This is a genomic window from Streptomyces luteolifulvus, from assembly GCF_008806595.1.
Taxonomy (GTDB): Bacteria; Actinomycetota; Actinomycetes; order Streptomycetales; family Streptomycetaceae; genus Streptomyces; species Streptomyces luteolifulvus.
The window spans coordinates 256,018-279,080 of the sequence record NZ_VZRB01000007.1; the positions used below are offsets into that span (position 1 = coordinate 256,018).

A 23,063-nucleotide genomic window follows, 5' to 3' on the forward strand; every position below is an offset into this window, starting at 1 on the left:
GTGGCTGGTCGCGCAGTTCCCCGCGCCCCTCGAGGCCTGAGCGGACTAGACCGTCGGCCACATGCTCTTGCCGGCCGCCAGTGCGCCCTTGCCGTCGCCTGCGTACAGGCGCAGGTCGCCGTTGGCCCACACTGCGGCGACGTCGGCCTTGCCGTCGCCGTTGAAGTCACCGCCCATCACGGAGCGCATGGTGCCCCAGCTCTTGTCCGGCCACATGGAGCGGGCCTTGTCGAAGGTGCCGTCGGCCTTGCCCGAGTAGAGGTGCAGGGCCCCGTCGGCTGCGACGGCGGCGATGTCGTCGCGCCCGTCACCGGTGAAGTCGGCCGTGGCGATGTGCTTCTTCTTCCATGTCTTGTCCGGCCACATCGCCTTCTTCTGGTTCACCAGTTTGCCGTTGGCGTCCCGCTTGTAGGTGTAGAGGGAGCCGTCGGGCCACTGGAAGAGCAGGGTGTCGCGGCCTGCGGTGCCGGTGCGCAGGGCGGCGACGGGCAGGCCGTTCTTCCAGGTGGCGTCCGTCCACAGTGCGGTCCGGTCCCAGACAAAGGGCCCCACACGCCGCTTCAGCAGGGTGAGGCTGCCGTCGCCCGCGACCGAGATCATTTCGAGCCCGCGCGCCGTGTCGAAGTCCCCGGCGACGAGGTCCTTCTGGGCGCCGCGTCCGACGATGGGCAGGAACGCGCCGTACTCCAGCGTGCCGTCGGGACGGCCGTAGAAGGCCTGGACCGTGTCGTTCACGAGGCGTGTGGCGATGTCCGTACGGCCGTCGTCGTTGAAGTCACCGGCGGTCATGACGTCGGTGATGTACTTCTGACGGCTCGACAGCCGGACCTGCTGCACCCAGCCGGCGATGTCGTCGACGCGGGTGGCGACGGCTCCGGTGCGGGTCTCCTCCGAGTTGAAGCACCCGCCGTCCCAGGCGGCGCTGACGACGCCGACGACCCCGCCGTCGGCGTCGAGCACCGGACCGCCGGCGTCTCCCTTGCACAGGGCGCCACCGGTCGCGGCGGGCGACATCGCAAGGCTCGTGGGATTCACGAGGTCCACGCCGAAGGAGCCGGTGTGAGCGCGCTCGGGTGTCCACTCGAGCTTGGTGCGGCCATAGCCGATCGCCCGGAGCCGGTCGCCCTGGACCGGAGCGGCACCGGAGACATGGGCGGTGGAGGCGTCGGGGAACGGTCCGTCCAGCGGGTTGTCGGTGGTGGCCAGATTGTCGAGGCGCGCCATGACCAGGTCCCGCCCCGGGTACGGGACGATCTCCATGACCCGCTGTCTGACCTCGGCCGCGGCCGTGGGCTTGTTGCCGTCGATGGTCACCAGGGTGAGGAAGGGAGGAGCGCCCTTGGTGAGGGTGGTCGCGTGCTGGGGGTCGGCGGCGAAGCAGCTCGCGGCGGTGAGCACCCACTGGCCGTCGACCAGGGTACCGGAGCAGCTGCGTTCGTTGTCGGTGCCGCCCGCGATGTGGAGCTTCACCGCGAACTGGTCGGCGTTGTCGGCAACTTGGTCGCCGACAACGGACTGGGCCGGGGCCGCGGCCAGCAGGCCGGTGGTGAGGCCGGCCGCCACGACTCCGGTGAGCCACACCATGCGCATCCCGCGCGGACGGGCGTTCATCACGATTTCCTCGCATCGGAGTGTCTGTCTCCGCGTGCGGCGATGGCCGTGCGGAAGAAGCTGCGGACGTGCCTGTCGGAGCCCTCGTGGTGCGACGCACGCGCCGGGGGCGTCCGGCGGATCACCCGGTCACCCGGAGTTCGACGAGCACCGACCGGGCTCCGCCGGGAATCCCTTCGCCGACGGACTCCCATCCGCCCTGGGGAACGTTGACCGAGGTGGTCTGGCCGTTGGCCGTGAGATCGGCGCGTACCGGGTGATCCGCGGCCTCCACGGCGAAGACCCTCGGGAGTTCCAGAGTGAGGCGGCCGCTCTTGCCGATGGCCCGGAAGCAGTAGGTGCCCGCACGGTTGGCGGAGGTGTCCTCCACCGTCAGCACCCGGATCTGCTGAGCGGCCCGATCGCAGTCGGCCAGCAGAATGCGGCCGTCGCCCTTCTTCAGCTTGATGCCTTTTTCGGTCAGTATTCGGTCGGCGCCGGGATAACTGTAATCCTCTACCGCGGCAGGCGGGGTCGAGCCCCCCGGAGATTGCGGTGGATCGTCGGCGGAGGCCACGGAAATTCCGGTTAGCGTGGCGCACGCGACCACGATTCCGGAGACAATGATATTTCGGGCGCGGAAAGGCACCGAAGAGTCCCTTCCGGCGCGGCTCCTCGCATGGCGAGGCCCCCGCCAGGATGCTATTGGAAAAGAGAAATACATGGGCCGCGACCGTCGACGGTCGCCAGATATGCCCTGATCAGCCGAGCGCGCGCAGGCGCGTCGGACCCCCGTTCAACCCCCTGAAGATTAAGGCCCGGTGAAGCCTTCGGCTGGTCAGGCCGACGCCACCAAAGCAAAGTCAAGGCATAGCTTAGACATAGCGATAGCCAACGTCAACATGCATTTGCCGGCCGCCTCACCGAAGCCCGTGACCCACGCCAAAAAATCCCGTTTCGCCCGATCTGCGAACCTCCCGGATATTGGGCGTCTCACGTCGTGAAGCCAGGACTATGCTTACCCGTCGACCATTCGGCGACTCGCTTTTCGGGGGTCGTCGCCGATTACTTGGACGGGTGTTCAGTGAATCGAAGAACTGACCAGCTCGATACCACCGGGAAAGCGACACGCGTCGTACGCAGAACCGCACTGACTCTGCTTCCCCTCGCCCTCGCCGTCGGCCTCCTGGGCTCGCCGCCCGCCGCTGCCGCGGCTCCCCAGGACAGCGTCCGGATCACCGCCGCGGCCGGCGCCGCGGCCGGCGCCGCCGACCGCGGCCTGGTCGTCGACTACTGGAAGGCGGGCGGCCCGGGCGTCAAGGCGGCCGCCGAGGCGGCGCTCACCGGGAGCGACGCCGACGTACGGGCATTCCTCTCGAGCGTGGACGACCTGGCCTTCCAGGACGAGCGGGTCAGCACGGCCCAACTCGCCTCGGTGGGCGGTCCGGAGCTGCTGACCGCGGCCCGTGCGGCGCTCGGGGGAACCCGCGAGGAGCTGGAGACATTCCTGAGCTGGGGCTGGGAAGCCCCGATGCAACAGGACAACCGGGTCCGGGTCGCCCAGATCATCGACACCGGCGGCCCCAATGTGCAGGACGCCGGACGGGCCGCGCTGAAGGGCTCGCCCGACGACGTCAGGACGTTCCTCACCGAGGGCCAGTACCTCCAGCGTGAGCAGGACGAGCGGGTCCAGCTCGTCCAGATCGTCAGCGTGGGCGGCACCAATGTGCGCGCGGCCGGGCGCATCGCGCTGGCCGGCAGCGCCGCCGACATCCGGGAGTTCCTGGAGGTCGGCCAGTTCGTCGCCCGGGCCAAGGACCAGGAGCACGCGACCGTCGCCGAACTCGCCCAGCAGGCGAAGGAGGCGGGCAGGCAGGCCGCCAAGGAGACCGCGGCGGCCAGGACCGAGTCCGCCAAGGCGGTGAAGGCCTCGCAGCTCGCGAAGGAGGCCGCGCTGGAGGCCGAGGCGGAGGCGAAGGCCGCCAAGAACGACACCGGCAGGGCCGCCCGTGCCGCCAAACGGGCCGCCACCGCGGCGTCCCAGGCCGCCGCCTCCGCGCAGCGGGCGATCGACGCGGCCAGCGCCGCGAACAACTCGGCACGGGTGGCCGCCAATGCGGCCGCGCAGGCGGCCGCCGCCGCGGCCGGTGCCTCGCAGGCCGCCTCCCGGGCCCGCAGCGCCGCCGCCGACGCCGCCGTGGACGCCAGGAACGCGAATGCCGCGCGCAAGGCGGCCGAGGACGCCGAGAAGGCCGCCAAGGGCGCCGACCTCGCCGCCGACGCCGCCGACGAGGCGGCCAAGGCAGCCGACGCGGCGGGCGACGCCGCCAGTTCCGCGGCCAGCGCCGGCGCCAATGCCAACGCCGCCGCCAACGCCGCGGTCGAGGCCGGCAACTATGCGGGCCAGTCGAGCGCGGCCGCAGCCGAGGCGCGCGCCGCGGCCGCAGCGGCCAGGCGCCACGCGGCCGAGGCCAACCGTGCCGCTGCCGCCGCCGAGGCCCTGGCCCGCAAGGCGGCCACCGCGGCCCGTGAAGCCCGCGACGCCGCGAAGTCGGCGTCCACGCACGCCACCAACGCGGCCAAGGCGGCCAGGGACGCGGCCGAACACGGCGTTGACGCGGCGAAGGCGGCAGCCAGGTCCACGGAGCACGCCAACGCCGCCACCACGGCCGCGAACGCTGCCACCACCGCCGTGACCAAGGCCCAGAACGTGTTCAAGCTCGCCCGCGAGGTAGAGGCCGAGGAACTGCTCGGCCGCACCAACGCGGGCATCGAACGGGCCAAGGACGACAAGGCCGGGTACGACGCCCGCACCGCCGCCCAGTCGGAGCGGGTGAAGGCCGCCAAGGACCGGGACAGCGAACGGGACCGGCTGGTGGCCGCGGCCGACAAGCCCGGCGCCGACCTCGCGGCCGTCGCCGACCAGGGCCGCGACCTGGCCGTCCTCGTGATGAAGAACGGCACGGCCTGGGGCCGCGCCACGGCAGAGGCCGCCCTGGGCGGCCCCGACGAGGTCGTCGTCGACTATCTGCGCAACGGCTGGAAGACCGCCGAGCAGCAGGACGACCGCTCCTACGTCGAGCGCCTCGCCGAGGAGAGCGCGGACAAGGGCGTGCGCGAGGCTGCCGAGGCCGCCCTCGACGGCGATGCCGCCGCCGTCACCGAGTTCATCGACAACGGGCAGTACCAGGCCGGCGCCGAAGGCATGCGCGTCGCCGTCGCCCAGGTCCTCTCGAACGCCGGTCCCATCCTCACCGAGACCGGCCGCACGGCCCTCGCCACCGGGGACCCGAAGAAGTACAGCGAGTTCCTGGTCACGACACAGCACACCGCACGGACCCAGGACGAGCGGGTCCGGGCCGCGCAGCTGATCGACAGCGGCAGTCCCGAGGTGAGGTCGGCGGCGCGGATCGCGCTGGAGGGCTCGCCCCAGGTGCTGCACGCGTTCATCGTCTCCGGCCAGTACAAGGCCCAGCGCAAGGACTATCTGGCCGCCACGCATGTGGCCCAGGTCCAGAAGCTGATCTCGGACGCGGCGAAGGTCGCGGCCACCGCGCAGCAGAACGCCGCGACCGCCCAGAAGGTCGCCGCCACCGCACGCAAGGCGGCCGACCAGGCCAAGGAATGGGCCAAGAAGGCCAACGACTCCGCGACCAAGGCCAAGGGGTACGCCGATCAGGCCGACAAGTACGCCAAGGACGCCGAGGCGTCCGCGGCGCAGGCCGCCGCGTCCGCCAGGACGGCTCGGGACGCCGCCAACCGCGCGGACGCCGACGCGTCGAGGGCCGCGAAGTCGGCGGCCGACGCCACGCTCTCGTCCGAGTCCGCCCAGGCCTCCGCTTCGACCGCGGCGTACTACGCCGACGAGGCACGCAAGTCGGCGGTCGCGGCGGGCAAGGACGCGGACGCCGCGCTCAAGGCGGCCACGGATGCCTTCACCGTCGCGGTCAAGAAGTACCGCGAGGAGGAGGAGGCGCGGCGCAAGGCCGCCGTCGAGGCCAAGGAGAAGGCCGAGAAGGCCGAGAACGGGCCGAGCGCCGCCGAGATCTACCGCTGCGGGCAGGCGTTCATCCCGTGCGACCCGCAGGGTTTCGCCCGCTGGTGCCAGCACCAGGAGGTCTACTGCGACATCCTGGCGCACGGCAAGGAGTTCGGCGACGCGATGGAGGAGCTCTGGAACGCCGAGAAGGAGCTCCTGGGCATCAGCCAGCTCGACGATTGCCTCCAGAACAAGGACTTCGACTCCTGCAAGGGCCTCGCGGTGGACGCCCTCCTCAGCGGCAAGCTGAAGGTGCTGGACCGTCTGTACGACGAACTGAAGCTGCTGAAGCGCGGCTGCAAGATCGTCGACAAGGCGCCCCTGCGGAAGGCGCCCCTGCGGAAGGGAACGAGGGCCGGCTTCAGCACCGCTGCCGCCGCGGCGGCGGGGGGAGTGCCGTGCGGGGAGCACAAGGTCCCGGGGCTGCCCCGGGATGTCTCGGAGATCCCCGACTCCTTCGGCTGTGAGGCCTGCGCCCAGAAGATCAAGAGGAGTCTCGGGGGCGGCAAGCTCGTCACCATCAAACCGACGGAGGAGTTGATCCTTCCCAAGTACCGGGGCAAGGACGCGGGCTGGTATCACCACGTGGTGGTGGTCTACAACGGCCGGGTCTACGACGCCTGGACCGGGCGGGGCGGCGAGACCATTGCAGAGTACAAAGCACAATGGACACGGCCGGACAAGATCGACTTCGGTTTCTAGGAGACAAGTGAACGACAAGGAGTTCATCGAGGCGATCCGCGACCACCCGGAAGGATTCGGCCTGAACGGCACCTACTACCCGACCGCCATCTTCCTCACGGGGATCGACATCGGCAGGTCGGGCGGGCTGTTCCGCGGCTTCAGGGAGTGGCTGGTGGTGCGCAGGGGCGAGCTCAACAGCCTCTACTGGCATCAGCTCGTCCTCCTGGATGTGTTCCCCGACATGAGGCTCCAGGGCTGGAAGAACCCGGACCACCTGACCCCGGACCAGCACCACGAGGCCGTGGAGCACCTGTTCTCGCTCGTCCTCGAATTCCTGGACGTACGGAGCGATCCGCGCCAGCTGGGCCGCATGTACACGCAGTACGAGGCCATGTACGCGCATATCCAGGGATAGGCGGAAGCGGTCGGAGGTCCGACCGTGAAGAAGGCCGCCCCACCGGAAATCCTCCGGTGGGGCGGCCGTTCGTTTCTTGGGCGGCCGTTCGTTTCGGTGGGCTCAGTCGAACCAGCGGTCCCGCGCCAGCTCCCCCGTCCGTGACGGGTCCTCCAGGAGGGCCGCCACCTCGAAGCGGCGGGGCCACTGGCCCGCCGCCCAGGCGAGGCCCGCGGCCACGCCTTCCAGGGTGGCGGCGTGCAGGGCGCCGTCGCCGGTCAGGCGCCAGTCGATCTCCACGCCGTCGACGACGAGTTCCTCGTGTTCGACGTAGGTGTCCGGGGTGCGCGGACCGAGCAGGACGTGCACCGACTCCGGTACGTCGTGCTCGGTGCCCTCGGAGTCGACCTCCCCCGTGACGGACTCGCTCAGGCGCCGTACCTGGAACAGTTCGGCCAGCTCCGAGGCCCGTGAGGGTCGTACGGGAAGGAGCGGGACGCCCTCCGTGAACGGCAGCAGGTCCGGCGAGTCGACGACCACCGCGTCGGCCGCGTCCACGACCTCCACCCGGCCGTCGACGACGACCCGCAGCTCGTCCGGCAGGGTCACCTGCTCGGGGTCGAGTTCGGCCAGCGCGCCGTAGAGGGCGTGCAGCTGGGCGGCGGTGACCTCGCGGTCCGGGTCGGCCAGGCGGTCCAGGAGTTCGGCGGCGCCGCCCGGCTCGTCGAGCAGCGCGGCCACCGACGTCCTCACCCCCAGCGCCCGCAGCACCTGCTCGTCGTCGAAGCCGGTCGCGTCGGCCTCGTCGTACAGGCCGCGCAGGAGCGGGTCGCCGCCGGCCGCGAGCAGGCCCGCCGGGCGGCGGCCGTCCAGGACCGGGTGGCCGCGCAGCCACCAGGCCGTGTACGGGCGTACGACCTCGTGCGTACCGTCGGGCAGCAGCATCCGCACGGGCTGGATGATCGCGTCGCGCAACGGGGGCCGTGACAGCAGGGCGAGCGCCTGCGGCCACTTCTCGTCGTCCACGAGGTCCAGATCGCGTACGGCGACCAGTTCGGTGGCGACCGGCGGTACCGGGGTGTCCGGGAAGCGGTCCAGGACGTCCTCGCACCAGACGTCCACCGCGTCCAGCAGCCCCGCGTCGTCCGGTTCGGCGAAGTCACCGTCCCGCGGCTCCAGTTCGTCCGGGTCGAGGACGACGTCCGTGGCGCGGACGAGGGCGAAGTCGGCGAGCACCCCGCAGGCGGCCAGCGGCTGTTCGCCCCATTTCCCGGCCAGCTCGGCGTCCACGAAGGCCAGCTCGTCCTCCCGCATGACCTCGGCGAACGGGCTGCCGGGAAGGACGAGTTCGCCCGCGGGGGACAGCTCCCCGTCCTCGTCGGGGAGGGCGAGCGCGCCGAGCCAGGGCTCCTCGCCGGGCTCCAGGCCCGCGTCCCGGACCAGGGCGAGGACGGTGTCGGCCAGCTCCTCGGCGTCGGGCGCGTCCTCCTCCCAGGCCACGCCGCCCCCGTCGTCGAGGGAGGCGGCGACCGCGGCCCGCACCTGGGGGGTGGTCAGCACGGCCCGGGGAGTCGCGGGCAGCGCGCCGAGCTTTTCCAGCAGCGGGTGGGCGGCGTCCTCGTGGGCGACCTTGAGGCCGAGCCGGGCAAGCACCTCGGCGTCGATGCCGGCGGCGTCCGGGGTGGGCAGGAGGATCTGACGGGGCCCGATCGTCGTACGCCCGTCGGCGAGCGGCACGGGCAGGCCGGAGAGCCGGTCGGGGTCGACGCCGGCGAGGCTGTCGTACAGCCTCCGCCACCAGCCGGGGTCCTTCTCCAGTCCCGCGAGCCGGTCGATCGCGTCCGTCAGCGGGACCCGGGCCACGCCCAGTGTGCGCAGCTCGACGCGCCGTTCGAGCCCGGCGGGCAGCAGGGTGGGCAGCACCTCGGCGAGCACGCGCACGGTGTCGGCGCCCGCGCCCTCCACCACCTCGGCGTCGCGGGGGCGCAGGGATTCGGGCAGGTCGTCGGTGTCGTGGCCGCCAGGCTGCACGGCGGGCGGGAGAAACGCCGGGTGGGCGGGCGGGAGAAAGGAGGTGCGGGGCAGCCGTTCGAGGATCGCCTGCCGCAGCGCGCCGTCCAGTTCGCCCTTGCCCAGCGGGCCGGGCACGAGAGCGATGATGCCCTCGCTCACCGGCCGCCAGTCGGCGAGGAGTTCGGCGTACGCGTCCGCCGCGCGCTGGACGAGGAAGTCGGTCAGCGGGCCGGGAGCGGCGTGCCGGCGGGTGGTGTCCAGCGGGAAGGACGCGATGAGCAGGGCGGGGACGCCCAGGGGCTCGTCGCTGGGGGTGGGGGCGTGGACGTACGGGCTGGTGCGGGGACGGGCCGGGGTGCCGTCGTCGGCGGTGGGCACGGCCCAGGTGACCGACCAGTGGGGGCGCAGCCGCTCCTCCACGGGACGGTCGGCGAGGAGGTCGGGGGTGAGGGGGCCGTGCGCGGCGGCGGTACGCCAGCGGGTGGTGCCGTCCCGTGAGTCCTCCACGACCGTGTGGGCGCCCTCGGCGCGGCGGCGCAGGGTACGGAGGCCGTCGGTCTCGATCACGACCTCTTCGAGGCCGGGGAGGGCGAGCAGCAGGGCGTCGTCGACGGCGTCGAGGAGCCTCTCGGCGAGGTCGGCGGCGGCCGTGTCGCGCAGCGGCAGGATGACGGCCGTGTCGTACGGGTCGGGGGCGGTGCCCTCGGCGGCGAAGGGGAGCCTCAGCAGCGGGACGTGACCGTCGCGGCGGCGGATCTCGTCGCCGAGCCCCGGGCTGTGCCGGGCGGCGTCGGCGGCCAGTTCACGGGCCTCGGCGAGGGACCAGCGGACACCGCCGTGGCGGCCCACGACCGCGGGCTCGTCGGTGACGGCGAGGACGGCGGCGAAACCGACGCCGAAGCGGCCGACCGCGCTGTCGGCGGAGTTCCGCTTTGCTGAGGCACGCAGGGTGGACAGCGACTCCACACCGGCCGCGTCGAGGGGCGCGCCGGTGTTGGCGGCGACGAGGACTCCGTCGCGGAGGGTGAGCCGGAGCCGTCCGGGCACGCCCGCCCGCGCTGCGGCGTCCGCGGCGTTCTGGGCGAGCTCGACGACCAGCCGGTCCCGGTAGCCGCCGAGGACAAGATCCTCCTCGGCGTTGGCGTCCTCGCGGAACCGTGCCGGGCTGGTGGCCCAGGCGTCCAGCACGCCGCGACGCAGACGGTCCGTCCCGAACGGATCGGCCCCCTCGGCCGCGGGCCGCACGAACTTGCTCACGTTTACTCTCCTCATCGGCGTGACGCGACTGAAGGTACCGCGAGGAAGCCAACCAGCCCGTCCGGCGTTTGAGGACGAGGCCTTTCCGGCCGACGGGGTCCGGGGGTCCCCAGGGCCGCGCACCACCAGGCACCCGCAGACCTACGAGTGCCCCAGCTCCGCCGCATCCTCGTCGGAGACGACCGGCACGGACCCGGAGTCCGCCGCCGGCCGCAGCGGGAACGGGTCCACCTTCGTCTCGTCGATCACCGGCGGAGCAGGCTGCGGCGGCTTGGGCATGACCGCCGCCTCGGAGTGCCCGCCGCACCCGTACGCCAGGGACACCACACGCCCGTCGGCCGGCGAGAACTCGTTGGCGCAGACACCGAAGGCCTGCCCCAGCGATCCGCCGATCGGGACGAGGAAGCCGCAGCTCACGCAGGACGCCGGGGCCGCCTGGGCCATCGGGGTCTTGGAGCCGTACGCGTCCTCCCAGCGGTCGGCGGAGACATGCAGCCCGTAGCGGGACAGAACGCGGGCGCGCCGCATGCCGAGTTCCTCGGCGAGCGCGGCGATCGATCCGCGCACGGGGGCGACGGGAAGGCGGGCCGGAGGCGCCTCGGTGACCTCCAGGTCCTCCGCCTCGACCAGCTCGGCCATCTCCTCCGAGACGGCGGAGTCGGGCAGCGGCTCGTCCTCACCGGTGTAGCCGGGCTCCAGACGCAGATCCTCGGCATCGGTGGGCAGCAGGTCGCCGGGGCCCATGTCGCCGGGGCGCAGCCGCTCGCTCCACGGCACCCACTCGGGGGCGAGCAGCGCGTCCGGGCCGGGCAGCAGGACGGCCTCGTCCAGCGTGACGATCTTGGCGCGCGAGGCCCGGGCCACCGTGACGGCCCAGCGCCAGCCGCGGTACCCGAGCTCCTTGCACTCGAAGAAGTGCGTGACGACGCGGTCGCCCTCGGACTCCAGTCCCGCGTGCTCGCCGACGACGCCGGGCGCGGCGGCCTCCTCGGCTGCGGCCCGCGCGAGGTCGACTGCCTCGGCGCACAGGCGGTCGGGGGTGCGGCTTCGCGTGGTCGCTGCGCTCACAGGTATCGCTTCTCTCCTACGCCGTCTCTCTGGTGCGGCTGCCTTTGGCGGCGGGGCGGACGGAGCGGACCCGGGGACCGCGTCGACGTCCGCGCCCGATCGCTCTCGGGCGCACCTGTACCACCCATTCTGCGGGATGGCTGAGATACGCACGCTACCTGTTCGTCGGCGCTCGGCCTACACCGACCGACCTCTTCGCCGCTCCGGGGCCGTGATTCCTGTGCTCCCAACCGACTCGCTCGGTGCCAAACGCGCCGTAAACCGCACTACGTACGCCGTTCTCGGGGCACTATGACGTCGTGGCAGGCGCAAGGACACCCCAAGGAGCCACCGGGGTCGGTGGATCCAAAGGGATCAAGGGGAGCAGCCGGGACGGCGGGACGGGCCGGGTGCGCGGTTCCCTCCGCTCCGTCGGCCGTGTCCTGCACCTGCCGGTGACCGGTCCGGCCCGCGGAATCCGCAAGGCGACCCATGCGCAGGGCGCCGGTGAGTCCGGTCTCGGCAAGCTGATCGAGCTGCACGGGGTGAACGGCGCCGGCGATGTCATGATCACCGTCGCCCTCGCCTCCACCGTCTTCTTCTCCGTGCCGACCGACGAGGCCCGTGGGCGCGTCGCGCTGTACCTCGCGATCACGATGGCGCCCTTCACGGTCCTCGCACCGGTGATCGGTCCGCTCCTCGACCGCCTTCCGCACGGCCGCCGGGCGGCGATGGCGGGCGCGATGCTCGCCCGGGCGATGCTCGCGCTGATCATCTCCGGGGCGGTCGCCAGCGGCAGTCTGGAGCTGTATCCCGCGGCGCTGGGCGTGCTGGTCGCCTCGAAGGCGTACGGCGTCGTCAGAAGCGCCGTGGTGCCCCGGCTTCTGCCGCCCAAGTTCTCGCTGGTGAAGGCCAACTCGCGGGTCACGCTGGGCGGTCTCCTCGCGACCGCCGTGGCGGGGCCGGCCGCGGCGGGCCTGCAGGCCGTCGGGGATCGCTTGCCGCTGTACGGCGCCTTCGTGATCTTCCTCGTGGGTACGTTCCTGTCCTTCTCCCTGCCGCACAAGGTCGACTCGGCGAAGGGCGAGGACACGGCGCTGCTCGCCGCGGACGAACAGCATCTGCACGGGCCGCACCGGCAGCCGGTCAAGCGCCCCGGGCTGCGCACGGTCGGTCTCGCCGTCACCCACGCCCTCGGCGCCAACGCCGCCCTGCGCTGCCTCTCCGGCTTCCTGATCTTCTTCCTCGCCTTCCTGCTGCGGGAGCATCCGCTGACCGGCGAGAGCGCGGCGGTGTCGCTGGGGATAGTGATCGTCGCGGCGGGCGTGGGCAACGCGCTCGGTACGGCGGTCGGGGCGTGGCTCAGATCGAGGGCACCGGAGATCATCATCGTGACCGTCGTGGCGTTCGTGCTGGGCGCGGCGATCACCGCCGCGATCTTCTTCGGCGCGTTCCTGGTGGCGTGCCTGGCGGCGATCGCCGGGTTCGCGCAGGCGCTCGCCAAGCTGTCCCTGGACGCGCTGATCCAGCGGGACGTGCCCGAGTTGGTGCGTACCTCGGCGTTCGCGCGCTCCGAGACGATGCTGCAGATGGCGTGGGTGCTGGGCGGCGCGATCGGCATCGTGCTGCCGCTGAACGGCCCGCTCGGCATGACCGTGGCCGCCGCGATCGTCGCCGCGGGCTGGCTGACCACCCTGAGGGGCCTGCTGAGCTCGGCCCGGCACGGCGGGGCCACCCAGCCGCGTGTGGCCTAACGAATGGGCCACGCCGCACCCCAGGTAAAGGGACGGCCGAAGGCGCCCGATAGCCTTTCGGCCATGACCTTGCTGCCCCGCGGCACCGCCGCTCCTGGATACCGTGCTGTGCGACGCCGCCGCGCCGTCGCCGCCGCCGGCGCCGTCGCCGCCGGACTGCTCGTCCTGTCGGCCTGCGACAAGCCGACGCCGCGCGCCACCGTGACGGTCGGCAAGAACTCGGTGAGCGCCGAGGCCGCCTGCTACGACAACGGTGAGAACATCGGCCGCGCCGAGGCCACCAGGTGCGCCCTGAAGAAGGCGTCGGACTCGATCGAGGTCCCGCAGGGCGAGACGCTGCGCATCGGTGTCGACCCCGAGATCGCGGACACCGGCTGGGCCCTGTGGATCAACGGCCAGCAGGTCACCCCCGTCTACAAGAAGACGTACTACTCCTTCCAGGGCGTCGACCTCTTCTCCGAGCAGCAGGGCCAGCCCGCGCCGAAGCAGCTGTACATCAGCATCGTCGAGCAGAACAAGGCCGGCTCGCAGTTCAAGGGCGTGTGGAACTTCAAGCTCAAGAACGAGAACGCCTGATCCGCGGCCGTATCCGGATCCGTCCATGCGCGTCCTCGTAGCCACCGCGGTCCCCGTCGAACGGGACGCGGTGGCCCGCGCGTTCGAGGGGCCGGTGCATGAGGTGCGCCTCCCGGGGGTGACCCTGCATCAGGCCACCGGCGGCTACGACCTCGTCGCCGCCGGTGTCGGCCCCGCCCTCGCCGCCGCCTCCACCGCCGCCGCCCTCACCGCCGCGGCCCTGGACGGCGCCCCCTACGACCTGGCCGTCTCCGCCGGCATCGCGGGCGGCTTCCAGCCGGACGCGCCCGTCGGGTCGCTCGTCGTCGCCAACGAGATCACCGCCGCCGATCTGGGCGCCGAGACGGCCGACGGTTTTGCGCCGGTGACCGAGCTCGGCTTCGGAACCGTCACCCATCGTCCACCGGAACCACTCGTACGGGGGGTGGTGGCCGCGACCGGAGCGCGCCCCGGTGCCGTCCTCACCGTGTCGACCGTCACCGGCACGGCCGCCCGCGCCGACGCGCTCCGCGCCCGTCACCCGCGCGCCCTCGCCGAGGCCATGGAGGGCTTCGGGGTCGCCGAGGCGGCCGCCGCGCACGGGGTGCCCGTGCTGGAGATCCGCGCCGTCTCCAACCCGGTGGGCCCGCGCGACCGCGCCGGCTGGCGCATCGGCGACGCGCTCACGGCCCTGACGGAGGCCTTCGGGAAGCTGACGCCCGTCCTGAAGAGTTGGAACTCACATGACCGCCCACACTGAGCACCGGCAGCCCCTGCGGATCGCCTACTCCCCCTGCCCGAACGACACCTTCGTCTTCGACGCCGTGGTCCACGGCCGCGTGCCGGGCGCGCCCGCGCTGGACGTGACGTTCGCGGACATCGACCTCACCAACGGCATGGCCGAGCGCGGCGAGTTCGACGTGCTGAAGGTGTCGTACGCCGTACTGCCGTACGTCCTCGACGAGTACGCCCTGCTGCCCTGCGGGGGCGCGCTGGGCCGCGGCTGCGGGCCGCTGGTGCTCACCCGGGAGGCGGGCATCGACCTCACCGGCCGTACGGTGGCCGTGCCGAGCGAGAAGTCGACGGCGTACCTGCTGTTCCGGCTGTGGGCGGCGGACACGCTGCCGGGCCGGGTCGGGCAGATCGTGGTCATGCCCTTCCACGAGATCATGCCCGCCGTACGGGACGGGAAGGTGGAGGCGGGTCTCGTCATCCACGAGGCGCGCTTCACGTACCAGAACTACGGGCTGCACAAGCTCGCCGACATGGGCGAGCACTGGGAGAACACGACCGGGCTGCCGATTCCGCTGGGCGCGATCATCGCCAAACGCTCACTGGGCGCCGAGGCCCTCACGGGCCTGGCCGACTCGATCCGCGCCTCCGTACGCGCCGCCTGGGACGACCCCGAGGTCTCCCGCCCGTACGTCCTGGAACACGCCCAGGAAATGGACCCGTCCGTCGCCGACCAGCACATCGGCCTGTACGTCAACGAATTCACACACGACCTGGGCGAGGACGGCTACGCAGCGGTACGCGGCCTCCTGACCCGAGCCGCAGCAGAGGGCCTGCTCCCCCCGCACCGTCCCGAGTCCCTGTCGTTTCCGTGAACCGGCCGGCCGAGGGGCCGATGCCGCCCCTCGGTCCGGGTGCGCCTGCGTGAACGCGTCGCTATACGTCCAGCTGGTCGGCGACCGCGCGCAGCAGGCCCGCGATCTTCTTGCCGGAGACCTTGTCGGGGTAGCGGCCCTTCTCGAGCATCGGGGTGATGTTCTCCAGGAGGGTCGTCAAATCCTGGACGATGGACGCCAGTTCGTCCGGCTTCTTGCGGGTCGCGGCCGCGACCGAGGGGGTCGGGTCGAGAACGGTGACCGAAAGTGCCTGGTCGCCGCGCTGACCGGCGACCACTCCGAACTCCACCCGCTGTCCCGGCTTGAGTGTCTCGACTCCGGCGGGGAGGACCGAGGAATGGACGAAGACGTCGCCGCCGTCGTCGCGGGAGAGAAAGCCGAAGCCTTTCTCACTGTTGAACCACTTGACCTTGCCGGTAGGCACGTCTGTCCTCGTCCTCGTACTCGTCGGAAAACTGCTTCTGAAAACGGCTCTTGATAGCACTCGGGCGGGTCGTCGGGACCCGCCGGTACCAAGGCTAATGCTCTTCAGGCCGGAGACAAGACGTCACCGTGTTGTTCCTTCGCGCAGGGAACTACCCTGGTCCGGTGCGTGACAAAACCCAAACGAATTCCGCCGTACCCGGTGACCGACTGATCCGTGCCGGTGCCGTCGTGTTCTTCATCGGTGCCGTGGCCACACTCGTCACCGTGGCCCCGCTGTTCCTCGGAACGACGCCTTTTCCTCCCTACATGTTCGGATTGAGCATGCTGATGGGCGTCGGCTTCCTGCTGGCCGGTGCGGGAGTCCTGCGGTCCATCGCGGCGGGCCGCCGTCAGGCGCGGGCCGGACAGTAGTCCGACAGCCACGCCGGGAACTCGGTGAGGTCACCGAGGACGACGTCCGCGCCCGCCGACCTCAGCTCGGCCGCGTCGCACGGCCCGGTGGCCACGGTCACCGCGACGGCGCCGGCCGTACGGGCTCCGCGTACGTCCCCGACGTGGTCGCCGACGTAGATCCCCGCCCCGTGCTCACGCAGCGCCCCTGCCTTCTGCTCGGCCCACAGGTCGCCGATGACCGCGTCGGGCTCGATGCCCAGGTGTTCCAGGTGCAGCTCGGCGTTGGGCTCGTGCTTGGCGGTGACCACGATCGCCCGCCCGCCGGCCGCCCGCACGGCCGCGATCGCCTCACGGGCGCCCGGCATCGCGGGCGTGGGCACGATCGCGATCGTCGGGTACATCGAGCGGTACAGGTCGCCCATGGCGTCCACCGCTTCCGCCGGGAACCAGTTGACCAGCTCCTCCGCGAGCGGCGGACCGAGCCGGGTGACCGCCAGGTCCGCGTCGATGTACGTACCCGTCCGCTCGGCGAGCGCCACGTAGCAGGCGTGTATGCCGGGGCGGGAGTCGATGAGGGTCATGTCCAGGTCGAAGCCGACGGTCAGCGCGGAGGAGGTCGTGAGGGCCATATGGGTCATTGTGCCGAGCCGGTGTGCCCTGCATGTTCAGCGGCACCGCTGCCCGCGGGCTGCGTGGCACGGCCGGCCGCGGGCCGGGTCGGTCAGGCGGTAACGTCTGTCACCACGGGGTTTTCAACGCACCGACCCCCGAGGGGACTTCGTGGGTATCGAGAGCGACCAGGTCGTCTACGAGTATCTGAGCCGCGTCGGTGACGTGGCCCACCAGCGGCAGCTGCCGTCGGCCACCCGGATGCGGCTCGTCGCGGAGCTGCGCAACGAGATCGACCGGCGGCGTGCCAGGGCTCCCGTCGACAGTCCCGCCGCCGTCCGCCGCATTCTCGACCGGCTCGGCAGCCCGGACGAGGTCGTCGCGGCCGCGGGCGGTACCGGCGGGGCACCGCAGGCACCGGCCGCCGCCGTGCCCGTACAGCGGGACGCCGAGCCGGAGGCGGAGCAGCGGCCGAAGGGGCTGCGCCGGATCGTCCCCCGCCCGCGCCCGGCCCAGTCGCCCGGCCCCGCCGCGTCCGACGCGCCCTCTCCGCCGCATCTCGCAAGCACGCACGAGCTCGGGGACAGCGCTTCGCAGCCGGACTGGTGGCGGGTGGACAGCAGTCCCTTCGGGGTCGGGGACAGCGTGCCGGGGTTCGTCGGCGGTGTGGAGATCCCGGAACTGCTCAAGCCCCCGCCGCCGAAGGAGACGGCCGAGGAGACGGCGGCCGTCGTGGGGAAGGCCGAGCCGGTGGTGGAGGCCAAGGCCGTCGTGGACACCCAGGCCCGGCGCCGGCTGCGTCTCCTGCCGAGGCGGGCCGAAGGCCCGGGAGGCTCCGGCGGCTCCCGAAGCTGGAGCAACCCGCTCCTGCTGCTCGCCGCGGGCCTCCTCGTCGCGGGCGCGGTGCTCGGCAACCTGGTCGTGCTGCTGGTGGGCTGGCTCATCGCCTATGCCTCGCGGCGGCTGACCGACGCCGAGACCAAGTGGGCGGTCATGTTCCTGCCGGGGCTGGCGGTCGTGGCCGGCGTGTTGTGGCTGTGGGGCCGGACGGACGGCCGCTGGGGCGACCCCATCACCGAGGGGCACATGAACGAGGCCGTCGCCCAGACCTGGCCGTGGGTGATCCGCGGGGCGGCCGTGGCATCGGCGCTGTTTCTGGTGTGGCGGTCGCAGCGGCAGCGGTGACGCGCGCCCCCGGGCACCGGTTCCGAGCACCGCACACCCACCGAGCCGTCGGGCCCACCCGCTACCGTGGGCAGGATGAGCAGCCCGGCACCATCGCCCCGCTCCCTCGCGGAAGCGCTCCGCGGCAGGGATGACGCCTCCCTGGCCGTACTCCTGCGCGCCCGTCCCGACCTCATCACCCCCGTCCCCACCGACCTCACCCAGCTCGCCACCCGCGCCGGCACCCGCGCCTCGGCCGTCCGCGCCCTGGAGCGCCTGGACCGTTTCGCGTTGCAGACCGCGGAGGCCCTCGCCGTCGCCGCGGACCCGGCGTCGTACGACGAGCTGCTCGGGCTGATGACCGGCGACGAGGGCGACCCGGCCGTCGCCGCCGCGCTGCCGCGGGCCGTGGCGACCCTGCGGGACCAGGCCCTGGTGTGGGGGGACGACGACCGGATGCGTCTGGTGCGCACGGCCCGCGAACTGCTCGCGCCGTCGCCGCAGCACCCGTCGCCGACGGGGCTCGGGCCCACGGTCGCCGAGGCCACCTCGGGCATGTCGCCCGGCCGTATCCAGGACATCGTCACGACCGCGGGCCTGCCGTCGACCCATGACTCGGTCTCGGCCGTGGATGCGCTCTCCGCCCTGTTCAGGGACCGCAGGCGGATGGCGAAGCTGCTCGCCGAGGTTCCGGAGGAGTCGCGGGAGGTGCTGTCGCGGCTCGTCTGGGGGCCGCCGTACGGACAGATCACCCCCGACCCGGCGCCCCATCTGCGCCGGCTGCTTAACCGGGGGCTGCTGCTGCCGGCGACGCCCGGGACGGTGGCCCTGCCGCGGGAGGTGGCGCTGCATCTGCGCGACGGTCGCGCGCACCGCACGGTCGAGCCGGTCCCGCCGACCGTGGAGGCCGCCGGGACGCACCGTCCACAGGTTGTGGACGCGACGGCGGCCGGGCAGGCGTACACGGCGCTGGCGACCGTCGAGGAGCTGCTGAAGGACTGGGACGAGGGCGGCCCGGCGGTGCTGCGGGCCGGCGGGCTCAGCGTCCGCGACCTGAAGCGCACGGCCGTCGCCCTCGACGTGTCCGAACCCGTCGCCGCGTTCTGGGTCGAGCTCGCCTACGCGGCCGGGCTGCTGGCGTCCGACGGGGAGGCGGACGAGCGGTACGCCGCGACTCCGGCGTACGACGAGTGGCTGGAGCAGCCCGCCGCGCAGCGCTGGGCGCGGCTCGCCGCAGTGTGGCTGCACGCGACACGCACGTCGGGAGTGGTCGGCGGGCGGGACGCGAAGGAGCGCACCCTGTCGGCGCTGGGGCCGGGCCTCGACCGCTCCGCCGCGCCGGAGGTACGGCACCGGGTGCTGACCCTGCTGGCCGGGCTGCCGCAGGGGACCTCGCCGTCCGCCGACTCCGTGCTGGCCCGGCTGCGCTGGGAGCGCCCGCTGCGCGGCCCGCAGCAGCAGGGCGACGATCTGCGCGGCCGGCTCGCCCGGTGGACGCTGACCGAGGCGGAGCTGCTGGGCGTCACCGGCCGGGGCGCGCTCTCGGCCCACGGGCGGGCGCTGCTCGGCGCACCCGCGCCGAAGCCGCCGGAGGAGGAGCCGCGGGGCCCCGGCGACAAGCTGCCTGTGCACCATGTACCGGTCCCCGTCGAGCCATTGGCGCCCATCGAACAGGCCACCGCGTCGGCCGCGGCCGCCCGTCTCCTCACCCCGCTGCTGCCGGAGCCCCTGGACCACGTCCTCCTTCAGGCCGACCTGACGGCGGTGGCGCCGGGCCCGCTCGAACGCCCCCTGGCCGACATGCTGGGCGTCCTCGCGGACATCGAGTCGAAGGGCGGGGCGACCGTCTACCGCTTCACGCCCGGTTCGGTACGCCGTGCCCTGGACGCCGGCCGGTCCGCCTCCGACCTGCACGCCTTCCTCGCCGCCCACTCCCGTACGCCGGTCCCGCAGCCGCTCGCGTATCTGATCGACGACGTCGCCCGCAAGCACGGGCATCTGCGCGTCGGCGCTGCCTCGGCGTATGTGCGCTGCGACGACGACGCGCTGCTCAACGAGATCCTCGCCGACAAGCGCTCCGCGGGTCTCGGTCTGCGCCGGCTGGCCCCGACGGTCCTGGCCGCGCAGACCGACCCGGCCGCGCTTCTGGAGGGGCTGCGGGCGATGGGCTTCGCGCCGGCCGCGGAGTCCGCCGAGGGCGATGTGCTGATCACCCGCACGCACGCCCACCGCACCCCGCCGCGTACCGCGCCCGAGCCGGTCCCGGAGGGCCCGCCGGTCCCGGACGCCACGCTCCTCGCGGCCGCGATCCGCGCCGTCCGGGCGGGCGACCGGGCCTCCACGGCCCCGCTCAAGCCCACCACCGCCCCGGCGACGGCCGGTGAACTCCCCCGCACCACCCCCGCCGAGACCCTCGCCACCATGCAGGCCGCCGTTCTCACCGGCGAGGCCCTGTGGATCGGCTACGTCAACGCCGAGGGCGCCGCGAGCCAGCGCGTCATCACCCCGATCCGCGTGGAGGGCGGCTTCGTCACGGCGTACGACCACACGGCGGACGAGGTACGGACGTATCCGCTGCACCGGGTGACCGGGGTGGCAGAGCTGGCGGACGACTGAGGGCTGAGTGCTGACCGCGGACCGCTGACCGCTGACGACTGACGGCCCGCCTTCAGCAGTCGCCGACGGCCGCGTCCGCAGGCAGGCCGAAGTGGGCACGGGCCGCGGTCTCCAGGGCGTGGGACGACACGGGGTCCTCGGCGGCGGAGGCCAGGACACCGAAGTGGGACCTCGTCCACTCTCCGTACCCCTCGCCGTCGGGCGGTTCCTCCCGTGACACGACACGGTAGCCGCCGTCCGCGTCCCGCTTCAGCACCACCACCTGCGGGAACCGCGCACCGCTGCACTCCATCAGCGTGCCGTCGTGCACCCCGTACTCCATGCACAAGGTGTTGACCCCCGCCTGTACGCGGTCCCCACGCTCCTGCAGTTCGAGTGCCTCCGCCCGGCAGAACCAGCGCGCCTCGTACTCGGGCACGGCCTCGCCGTATCCGCTCCCCCGTGACTCCGCCACGAGCCGCGCCTCGATCACGGGCCGCACCGCGCCCCACAGCCGGGCGTCGACCGGCCGGGCGCCGGCGTCCGCCGGCCACATCACCCAGGCCCCCGTCACCACCAGCACCATCGCGGCCCCTACGCCGGGCCCCCATATGCGTACCGACATCACAGCGAGCTCCCCACCGTGCCGCGCGCAGCGCGCCGCTCCCGCAGGTCAAGACGGACGACCGGGCCACAGGGTTGCCCTGGGGCATCCGTCCGCTCCGTCCGCTGTGAGCTGCGCCCCACCCGATCGGCGACCGGTGCGGCACACTGGACGTTTGGCCGTGCAGAGCCGTGGAGAGCCGAGCAGGTCCGTGCAGAAAGGCAGCCGCGCGTGAATGGTCCGCTGATCGTCCAGTCCGACAAGACCCTGCTCCTGGAGGTCGACCACGAGCGGGCCGACGACTGCCGTCGGGCGATCGCGCCGTTCGCGGAGCTGGAGCGGGCGCCTGAGCACATCCACACCTACCGGGTGACCCCGCTGGGCCTGTGGAACGCGCGGGCGGCCGGGCACGACGCGGAGCAGGTCGTGGACGCGCTGGTGCAGTACAGCCGGTATCCCGTGCCGCACGCGCTGCTCGTCGACATCGCCGACACGATGGACCGGTACGGGCGGCTGACCCTCAGCAAGCACCCGGCGCACGGACTCGTCCTGACCACCACGGACCGGCCGGTCCTGGAGGAGATCCTGAGGTCAAAGCGGATCGCCCCGCTCGTCGGGGCCCGGATCGACCCCGACACGGTCGTCGTCCACCCCTCCGAGCGCGGGCAGATCAAGCAGACGCTGCTGAAACTGGGCTGGCCCGCCGAGGATCTCGCGGGGTACGTCGACGGCGAGGCGCACCCCATCGAGCTGGCCGAGGACGGGTGGGCGCTGCGGCCCTACCAGAAGCAGGCCGTGGAGAACTTCTGGCACGGCGGCTCGGGAGTCGTCGTGCTGCCCTGCGGTGCGGGCAAGACCCTCGTCGGTGCCGGGTCCATGGCGCAGGCGAAGTCGACCACGCTGATCCTGGTCACCAACACCGTCTCCGCCCGGCAGTGGAAGCACGAGCTGGTGAAGCGGACGAGTCTCACCGAGGACGAGATCGGCGAGTACAGCGGGACGAGGAAGGAGATCCGGCCCGTCACGATCGCCACGTACCAGGTGCTGACGACGAAGCGGAAGGGCATCTACGCCCACCTGGAGCTGTTCGACTCCCGGGACTGGGGGCTGATCGTCTACGACGAGGTGCATCTGCTGCCCGCGCCCGTCTTCAAGTTCACGGCGGACCTCCAGGCGCGGCGGCGGCTGGGCCTGACCGCGACGCTGGTGCGCGAGGACGGACGCGAGTCGGACGTCTTCTCGCTCATCGGGCCGAAGCGGTTCGACGCGCCGTGGAAGGAGATCGAGGCCCAGGGGTACATCGCGCCCGCGGACTGTGTGGAGGTGCGGGTCAATCTCACCGAGTCCGAGCGGCTCGCCTACGCCACCGCAGAGACCGAGGAGAAGTACCGCTACTGCGCGACCACCGACACCAAGCGCAAGGTGACGGAGGCGATCGTGCGCCGGTTCGCCGGGCAGCAGATCCTTGTCATCGGGCAGTACATCGACCAGCTCGACGAGCTGGGCGAGCATCTGAACGCACCGGTGATCAAGGGCGAGACCAGCAACGCGCAGCGCGAGAAGCTCTTCGACGCGTTCCGGGAGGGCGAGATCAGCGTGCTGGTGGTGTCGAAGGTCGCGAACTTCTCGGTCGACCTGCCGGAGGCGACGGTCGCGGTGCAGGTGTCGGGCACCTTCGGCTCCCGGCAGGAGGAGGCGCAGCGTCTCGGTCGTGTCCTGCGCCCCAAGGCCGACGGCCATCAGGCTCACTTCTACTCGGTCGTCGCCCGCGACACGATCGACCAGGACTTCGCCGCGCATCGGCAGCGGTTCCTGGCGGAGCAGGGGTATGCCTACCGGATCATGGACGCGGACGAGTTGCTGGCGGAGGGGTGAGCGGGGCGCGCGGGGATCTACTTGCGGCGGACGCCCGCTTCCTCGCCGTACTCGCCGAGTATGACCACGTCGAAGGCGGCGCCCGCGAACACCTTCACGGCTCGCAGGGCCTCGCCGAGGATGTGACGGTGGCTGCCCAGGACAGGGGTGGCGCCGGCCGGGCGCGGCGGGCGCGGAGCTGGGGTGACGGTTGCTGCGCTCATGTCTCCATGGTTGCTCGCCCGGGGCGTGAGCGGCATCGGTCTGAGGGGCTAACCTCACCGGCCGCCGCGTAGTACTCCGGATTGACTCGCCACCCCCAGGGCGGAGGGCGCGTCCCCTAGGGGTCGGGGCCCTCGGGGATCGGGGCCATCGGGGATCGGGACCCTCGGGGAAAAGCGTTGGCAGGCGCCACTCCCGCTCACCTAGAATCTCCGCTCTTGCCCGCCTCCTCCAC

At 72.5% G+C, this 23,063-nt stretch carries 18 protein-coding genes; 10 read left to right on the forward strand and 8 right to left on the reverse strand.

Annotated features, from left to right (window positions below; genetic code table 11):
• Nucleotides 1-45: 45 nt before the first annotated feature.
• Together F7R91_RS13255 and F7R91_RS42670 are read right to left on the reverse strand one after the other, a co-directional pair.
• Nucleotides 46-1,611, reverse strand: coding sequence for an FG-GAP-like repeat-containing protein (locus F7R91_RS13255; protein WP_150947907.1), 1,566 nt, complete (start codon nt 1,609-1,611; stop codon nt 46-48).
• 121 nt (nt 1,612-1,732) lie between these two features.
• Nucleotides 1,733-2,167 carry a hypothetical protein gene (locus tag F7R91_RS42670; protein WP_225320626.1) on the reverse strand — a complete coding sequence of 145 codons (435 nt, stop codon included), beginning with the start codon at nt 2,165-2,167 and terminating at the stop codon, nt 1,733-1,735.
• A 507-nt stretch (nt 2,168-2,674) separates the two neighbouring features.
• Here F7R91_RS42670 and F7R91_RS13265 point away from each other — a divergent pair.
• Both F7R91_RS13265 and F7R91_RS13270 read left to right on the forward strand, forming a co-directional pair.
• Nucleotides 2,675-6,331, forward strand: coding sequence for an ALF repeat-containing protein (locus F7R91_RS13265; protein ID WP_225320627.1), 3,657 nt, complete (start codon nt 2,675-2,677; stop codon nt 6,329-6,331).
• A 7-nt stretch (nt 6,332-6,338) separates the two neighbouring features.
• Complete coding sequence (locus F7R91_RS13270) at nt 6,339-6,728, forward strand: hypothetical protein (RefSeq protein ID WP_150947910.1); 390 nt, start codon at nt 6,339-6,341, stop codon at nt 6,726-6,728.
• Between the two features lie 102 nt (nt 6,729-6,830).
• Here the strand turns inward: F7R91_RS13270 and F7R91_RS13275 are convergent, their stop codons facing one another.
• Nucleotides 6,831-9,977: a sacsin N-terminal ATP-binding-like domain-containing protein gene (locus tag F7R91_RS13275; RefSeq protein ID WP_150947912.1), complete on the reverse strand. Its 3,147-nt coding sequence runs from the start codon at nt 9,975-9,977 to the stop codon at nt 6,831-6,833.
• A gap of 141 nt (nt 9,978-10,118) precedes the next feature.
• Nucleotides 10,119-11,045 carry a DUF3027 domain-containing protein gene (locus F7R91_RS13280; RefSeq protein ID WP_150947913.1) on the reverse strand — a complete coding sequence of 309 codons (927 nt, stop codon included), beginning with the start codon at nt 11,043-11,045 and terminating at the stop codon, nt 10,119-10,121.
• Nucleotides 11,046-11,344: 299 nt separating this feature from the next.
• Here F7R91_RS13280 and F7R91_RS13285 point away from each other — a divergent pair, with 299 nt between their 5' ends.
• From F7R91_RS13285 to F7R91_RS13300, 4 genes are all read left to right on the forward strand, one after another.
• Entirely contained in the window at nt 11,345-12,778 is a 1,434-nt protein-coding gene (locus F7R91_RS13285; protein ID WP_150947915.1) for an MFS transporter, read from the forward strand.
• A 63-nt stretch (nt 12,779-12,841) separates the two neighbouring features.
• A complete protein-coding gene (locus F7R91_RS13290; protein WP_150947917.1) occupies nt 12,842-13,354 on the forward strand; it encodes a hypothetical protein in 513 nt (170 codons plus the stop codon).
• A gap of 25 nt (nt 13,355-13,379) precedes the next feature.
• Entirely contained in the window at nt 13,380-14,093 is a 714-nt protein-coding gene (locus F7R91_RS13295) for a futalosine hydrolase (RefSeq protein WP_150947919.1), read from the forward strand.
• Complete coding sequence (locus tag F7R91_RS13300; protein WP_150947921.1) at nt 14,077-14,940, forward strand: 1,4-dihydroxy-6-naphthoate synthase; 864 nt, start codon at nt 14,077-14,079, stop codon at nt 14,938-14,940. Before F7R91_RS13295 ends, F7R91_RS13300 begins: the two co-directional genes overlap by 17 nt.
• Nucleotides 14,941-15,001: 61 nt before the next feature.
• Here F7R91_RS13300 and F7R91_RS44040 read toward each other — a convergent pair whose 3' ends face one another.
• Complete coding sequence (locus F7R91_RS44040; RefSeq protein ID WP_150947923.1) at nt 15,002-15,385, reverse strand: cold-shock protein; 384 nt, start codon at nt 15,383-15,385, stop codon at nt 15,002-15,004.
• Between the two features lie 164 nt (nt 15,386-15,549).
• On the opposite strand from F7R91_RS44040, the gene F7R91_RS13310 reads away from it, so the two are divergent.
• Complete coding sequence (locus tag F7R91_RS13310; RefSeq protein ID WP_150947925.1) at nt 15,550-15,798, forward strand: hypothetical protein; 249 nt, start codon at nt 15,550-15,552, stop codon at nt 15,796-15,798.
• Here the strand turns inward: F7R91_RS13310 and F7R91_RS13315 are convergent.
• Nucleotides 15,777-16,409: an HAD family hydrolase gene (locus F7R91_RS13315; protein ID WP_150947927.1), complete on the reverse strand. Its 633-nt coding sequence runs from the start codon at nt 16,407-16,409 to the stop codon at nt 15,777-15,779. The two genes, F7R91_RS13310 and F7R91_RS13315, sit on opposite strands and share 22 nt — an antisense overlap.
• Before the next feature lie 151 nt (nt 16,410-16,560).
• Here F7R91_RS13315 and F7R91_RS13320 point away from each other — a divergent pair, with 151 nt between their 5' ends.
• On the forward strand, nt 16,561-17,574 hold the full coding sequence (locus F7R91_RS13320) for a hypothetical protein (protein WP_150947929.1): 1,014 nt from the start codon (nt 16,561-16,563) through the stop codon (nt 17,572-17,574).
• A gap of 75 nt (nt 17,575-17,649) precedes the next feature.
• Nucleotides 17,650-20,169 carry a helicase-associated domain-containing protein gene (locus tag F7R91_RS13325; RefSeq protein ID WP_150947931.1) on the forward strand — a complete coding sequence of 840 codons (2,520 nt, stop codon included), beginning with the start codon at nt 17,650-17,652 and terminating at the stop codon, nt 20,167-20,169.
• Nucleotides 20,170-20,221: 52 nt separating this feature from the next.
• Here F7R91_RS13325 and F7R91_RS13330 read toward each other — a convergent pair whose 3' ends face one another.
• Nucleotides 20,222-20,773, reverse strand: a complete 552-nt coding sequence (locus tag F7R91_RS13330) for a hypothetical protein (protein WP_150947933.1) — start codon at nt 20,771-20,773, stop codon at nt 20,222-20,224.
• 210 nt (nt 20,774-20,983) lie between these two features.
• Here F7R91_RS13330 and F7R91_RS13335 point away from each other — a divergent pair, with 210 nt between their 5' ends.
• Nucleotides 20,984-22,627 (forward strand): DNA repair helicase XPB, encoded by a 1,644-nt coding sequence (locus F7R91_RS13335; protein WP_150947935.1) that lies wholly within the window; start codon nt 20,984-20,986, stop codon nt 22,625-22,627.
• Nucleotides 22,628-22,644: 17 nt separating this feature from the next.
• On the opposite strand, the gene F7R91_RS13340 is transcribed toward F7R91_RS13335, so the two are convergent.
• Nucleotides 22,645-22,830: a hypothetical protein gene (locus F7R91_RS13340; RefSeq protein WP_161068743.1), complete on the reverse strand. Its 186-nt coding sequence runs from the start codon at nt 22,828-22,830 to the stop codon at nt 22,645-22,647.
• Nucleotides 22,831-23,063 lie beyond the last annotated feature (233 nt).

What these genes read in the sequence shown, in the direction of transcription:
- F7R91_RS13255 (WP_150947907.1), bottom strand. Translation starts at nt 1,611, where the DNA reads ATGAACGCCCGTCCGCGCGGGATGCGCATGGTGTGGCTCACCGGAGTC.
- F7R91_RS13290 (WP_150947917.1), top strand. Translation starts at nt 12,842, where the DNA reads ATGACCTTGCTGCCCCGCGGCACCGCCGCTCCTGGATACCGTGCTGTG.
- F7R91_RS13295 (WP_150947919.1), top strand. Translation starts at nt 13,380, where the DNA reads ATGCGCGTCCTCGTAGCCACCGCGGTCCCCGTCGAACGGGACGCGGTG.
- F7R91_RS13300 (WP_150947921.1), top strand. Translation starts at nt 14,077, where the DNA reads ATGACCGCCCACACTGAGCACCGGCAGCCCCTGCGGATCGCCTACTCC.
- F7R91_RS13315 (WP_150947927.1), bottom strand. Translation starts at nt 16,409, where the DNA reads ATGGCCCTCACGACCTCCTCCGCGCTGACCGTCGGCTTCGACCTGGAC.
- F7R91_RS13325 (WP_150947931.1), top strand. Translation starts at nt 17,650, where the DNA reads ATGAGCAGCCCGGCACCATCGCCCCGCTCCCTCGCGGAAGCGCTCCGC.
- F7R91_RS13330 (WP_150947933.1), bottom strand. Translation starts at nt 20,773, where the DNA reads ATGTCGGTACGCATATGGGGGCCCGGCGTAGGGGCCGCGATGGTGCTG.
- F7R91_RS13340 (WP_161068743.1), bottom strand. Translation starts at nt 22,830, where the DNA reads ATGAGCGCAGCAACCGTCACCCCAGCTCCGCGCCCGCCGCGCCCGGCC.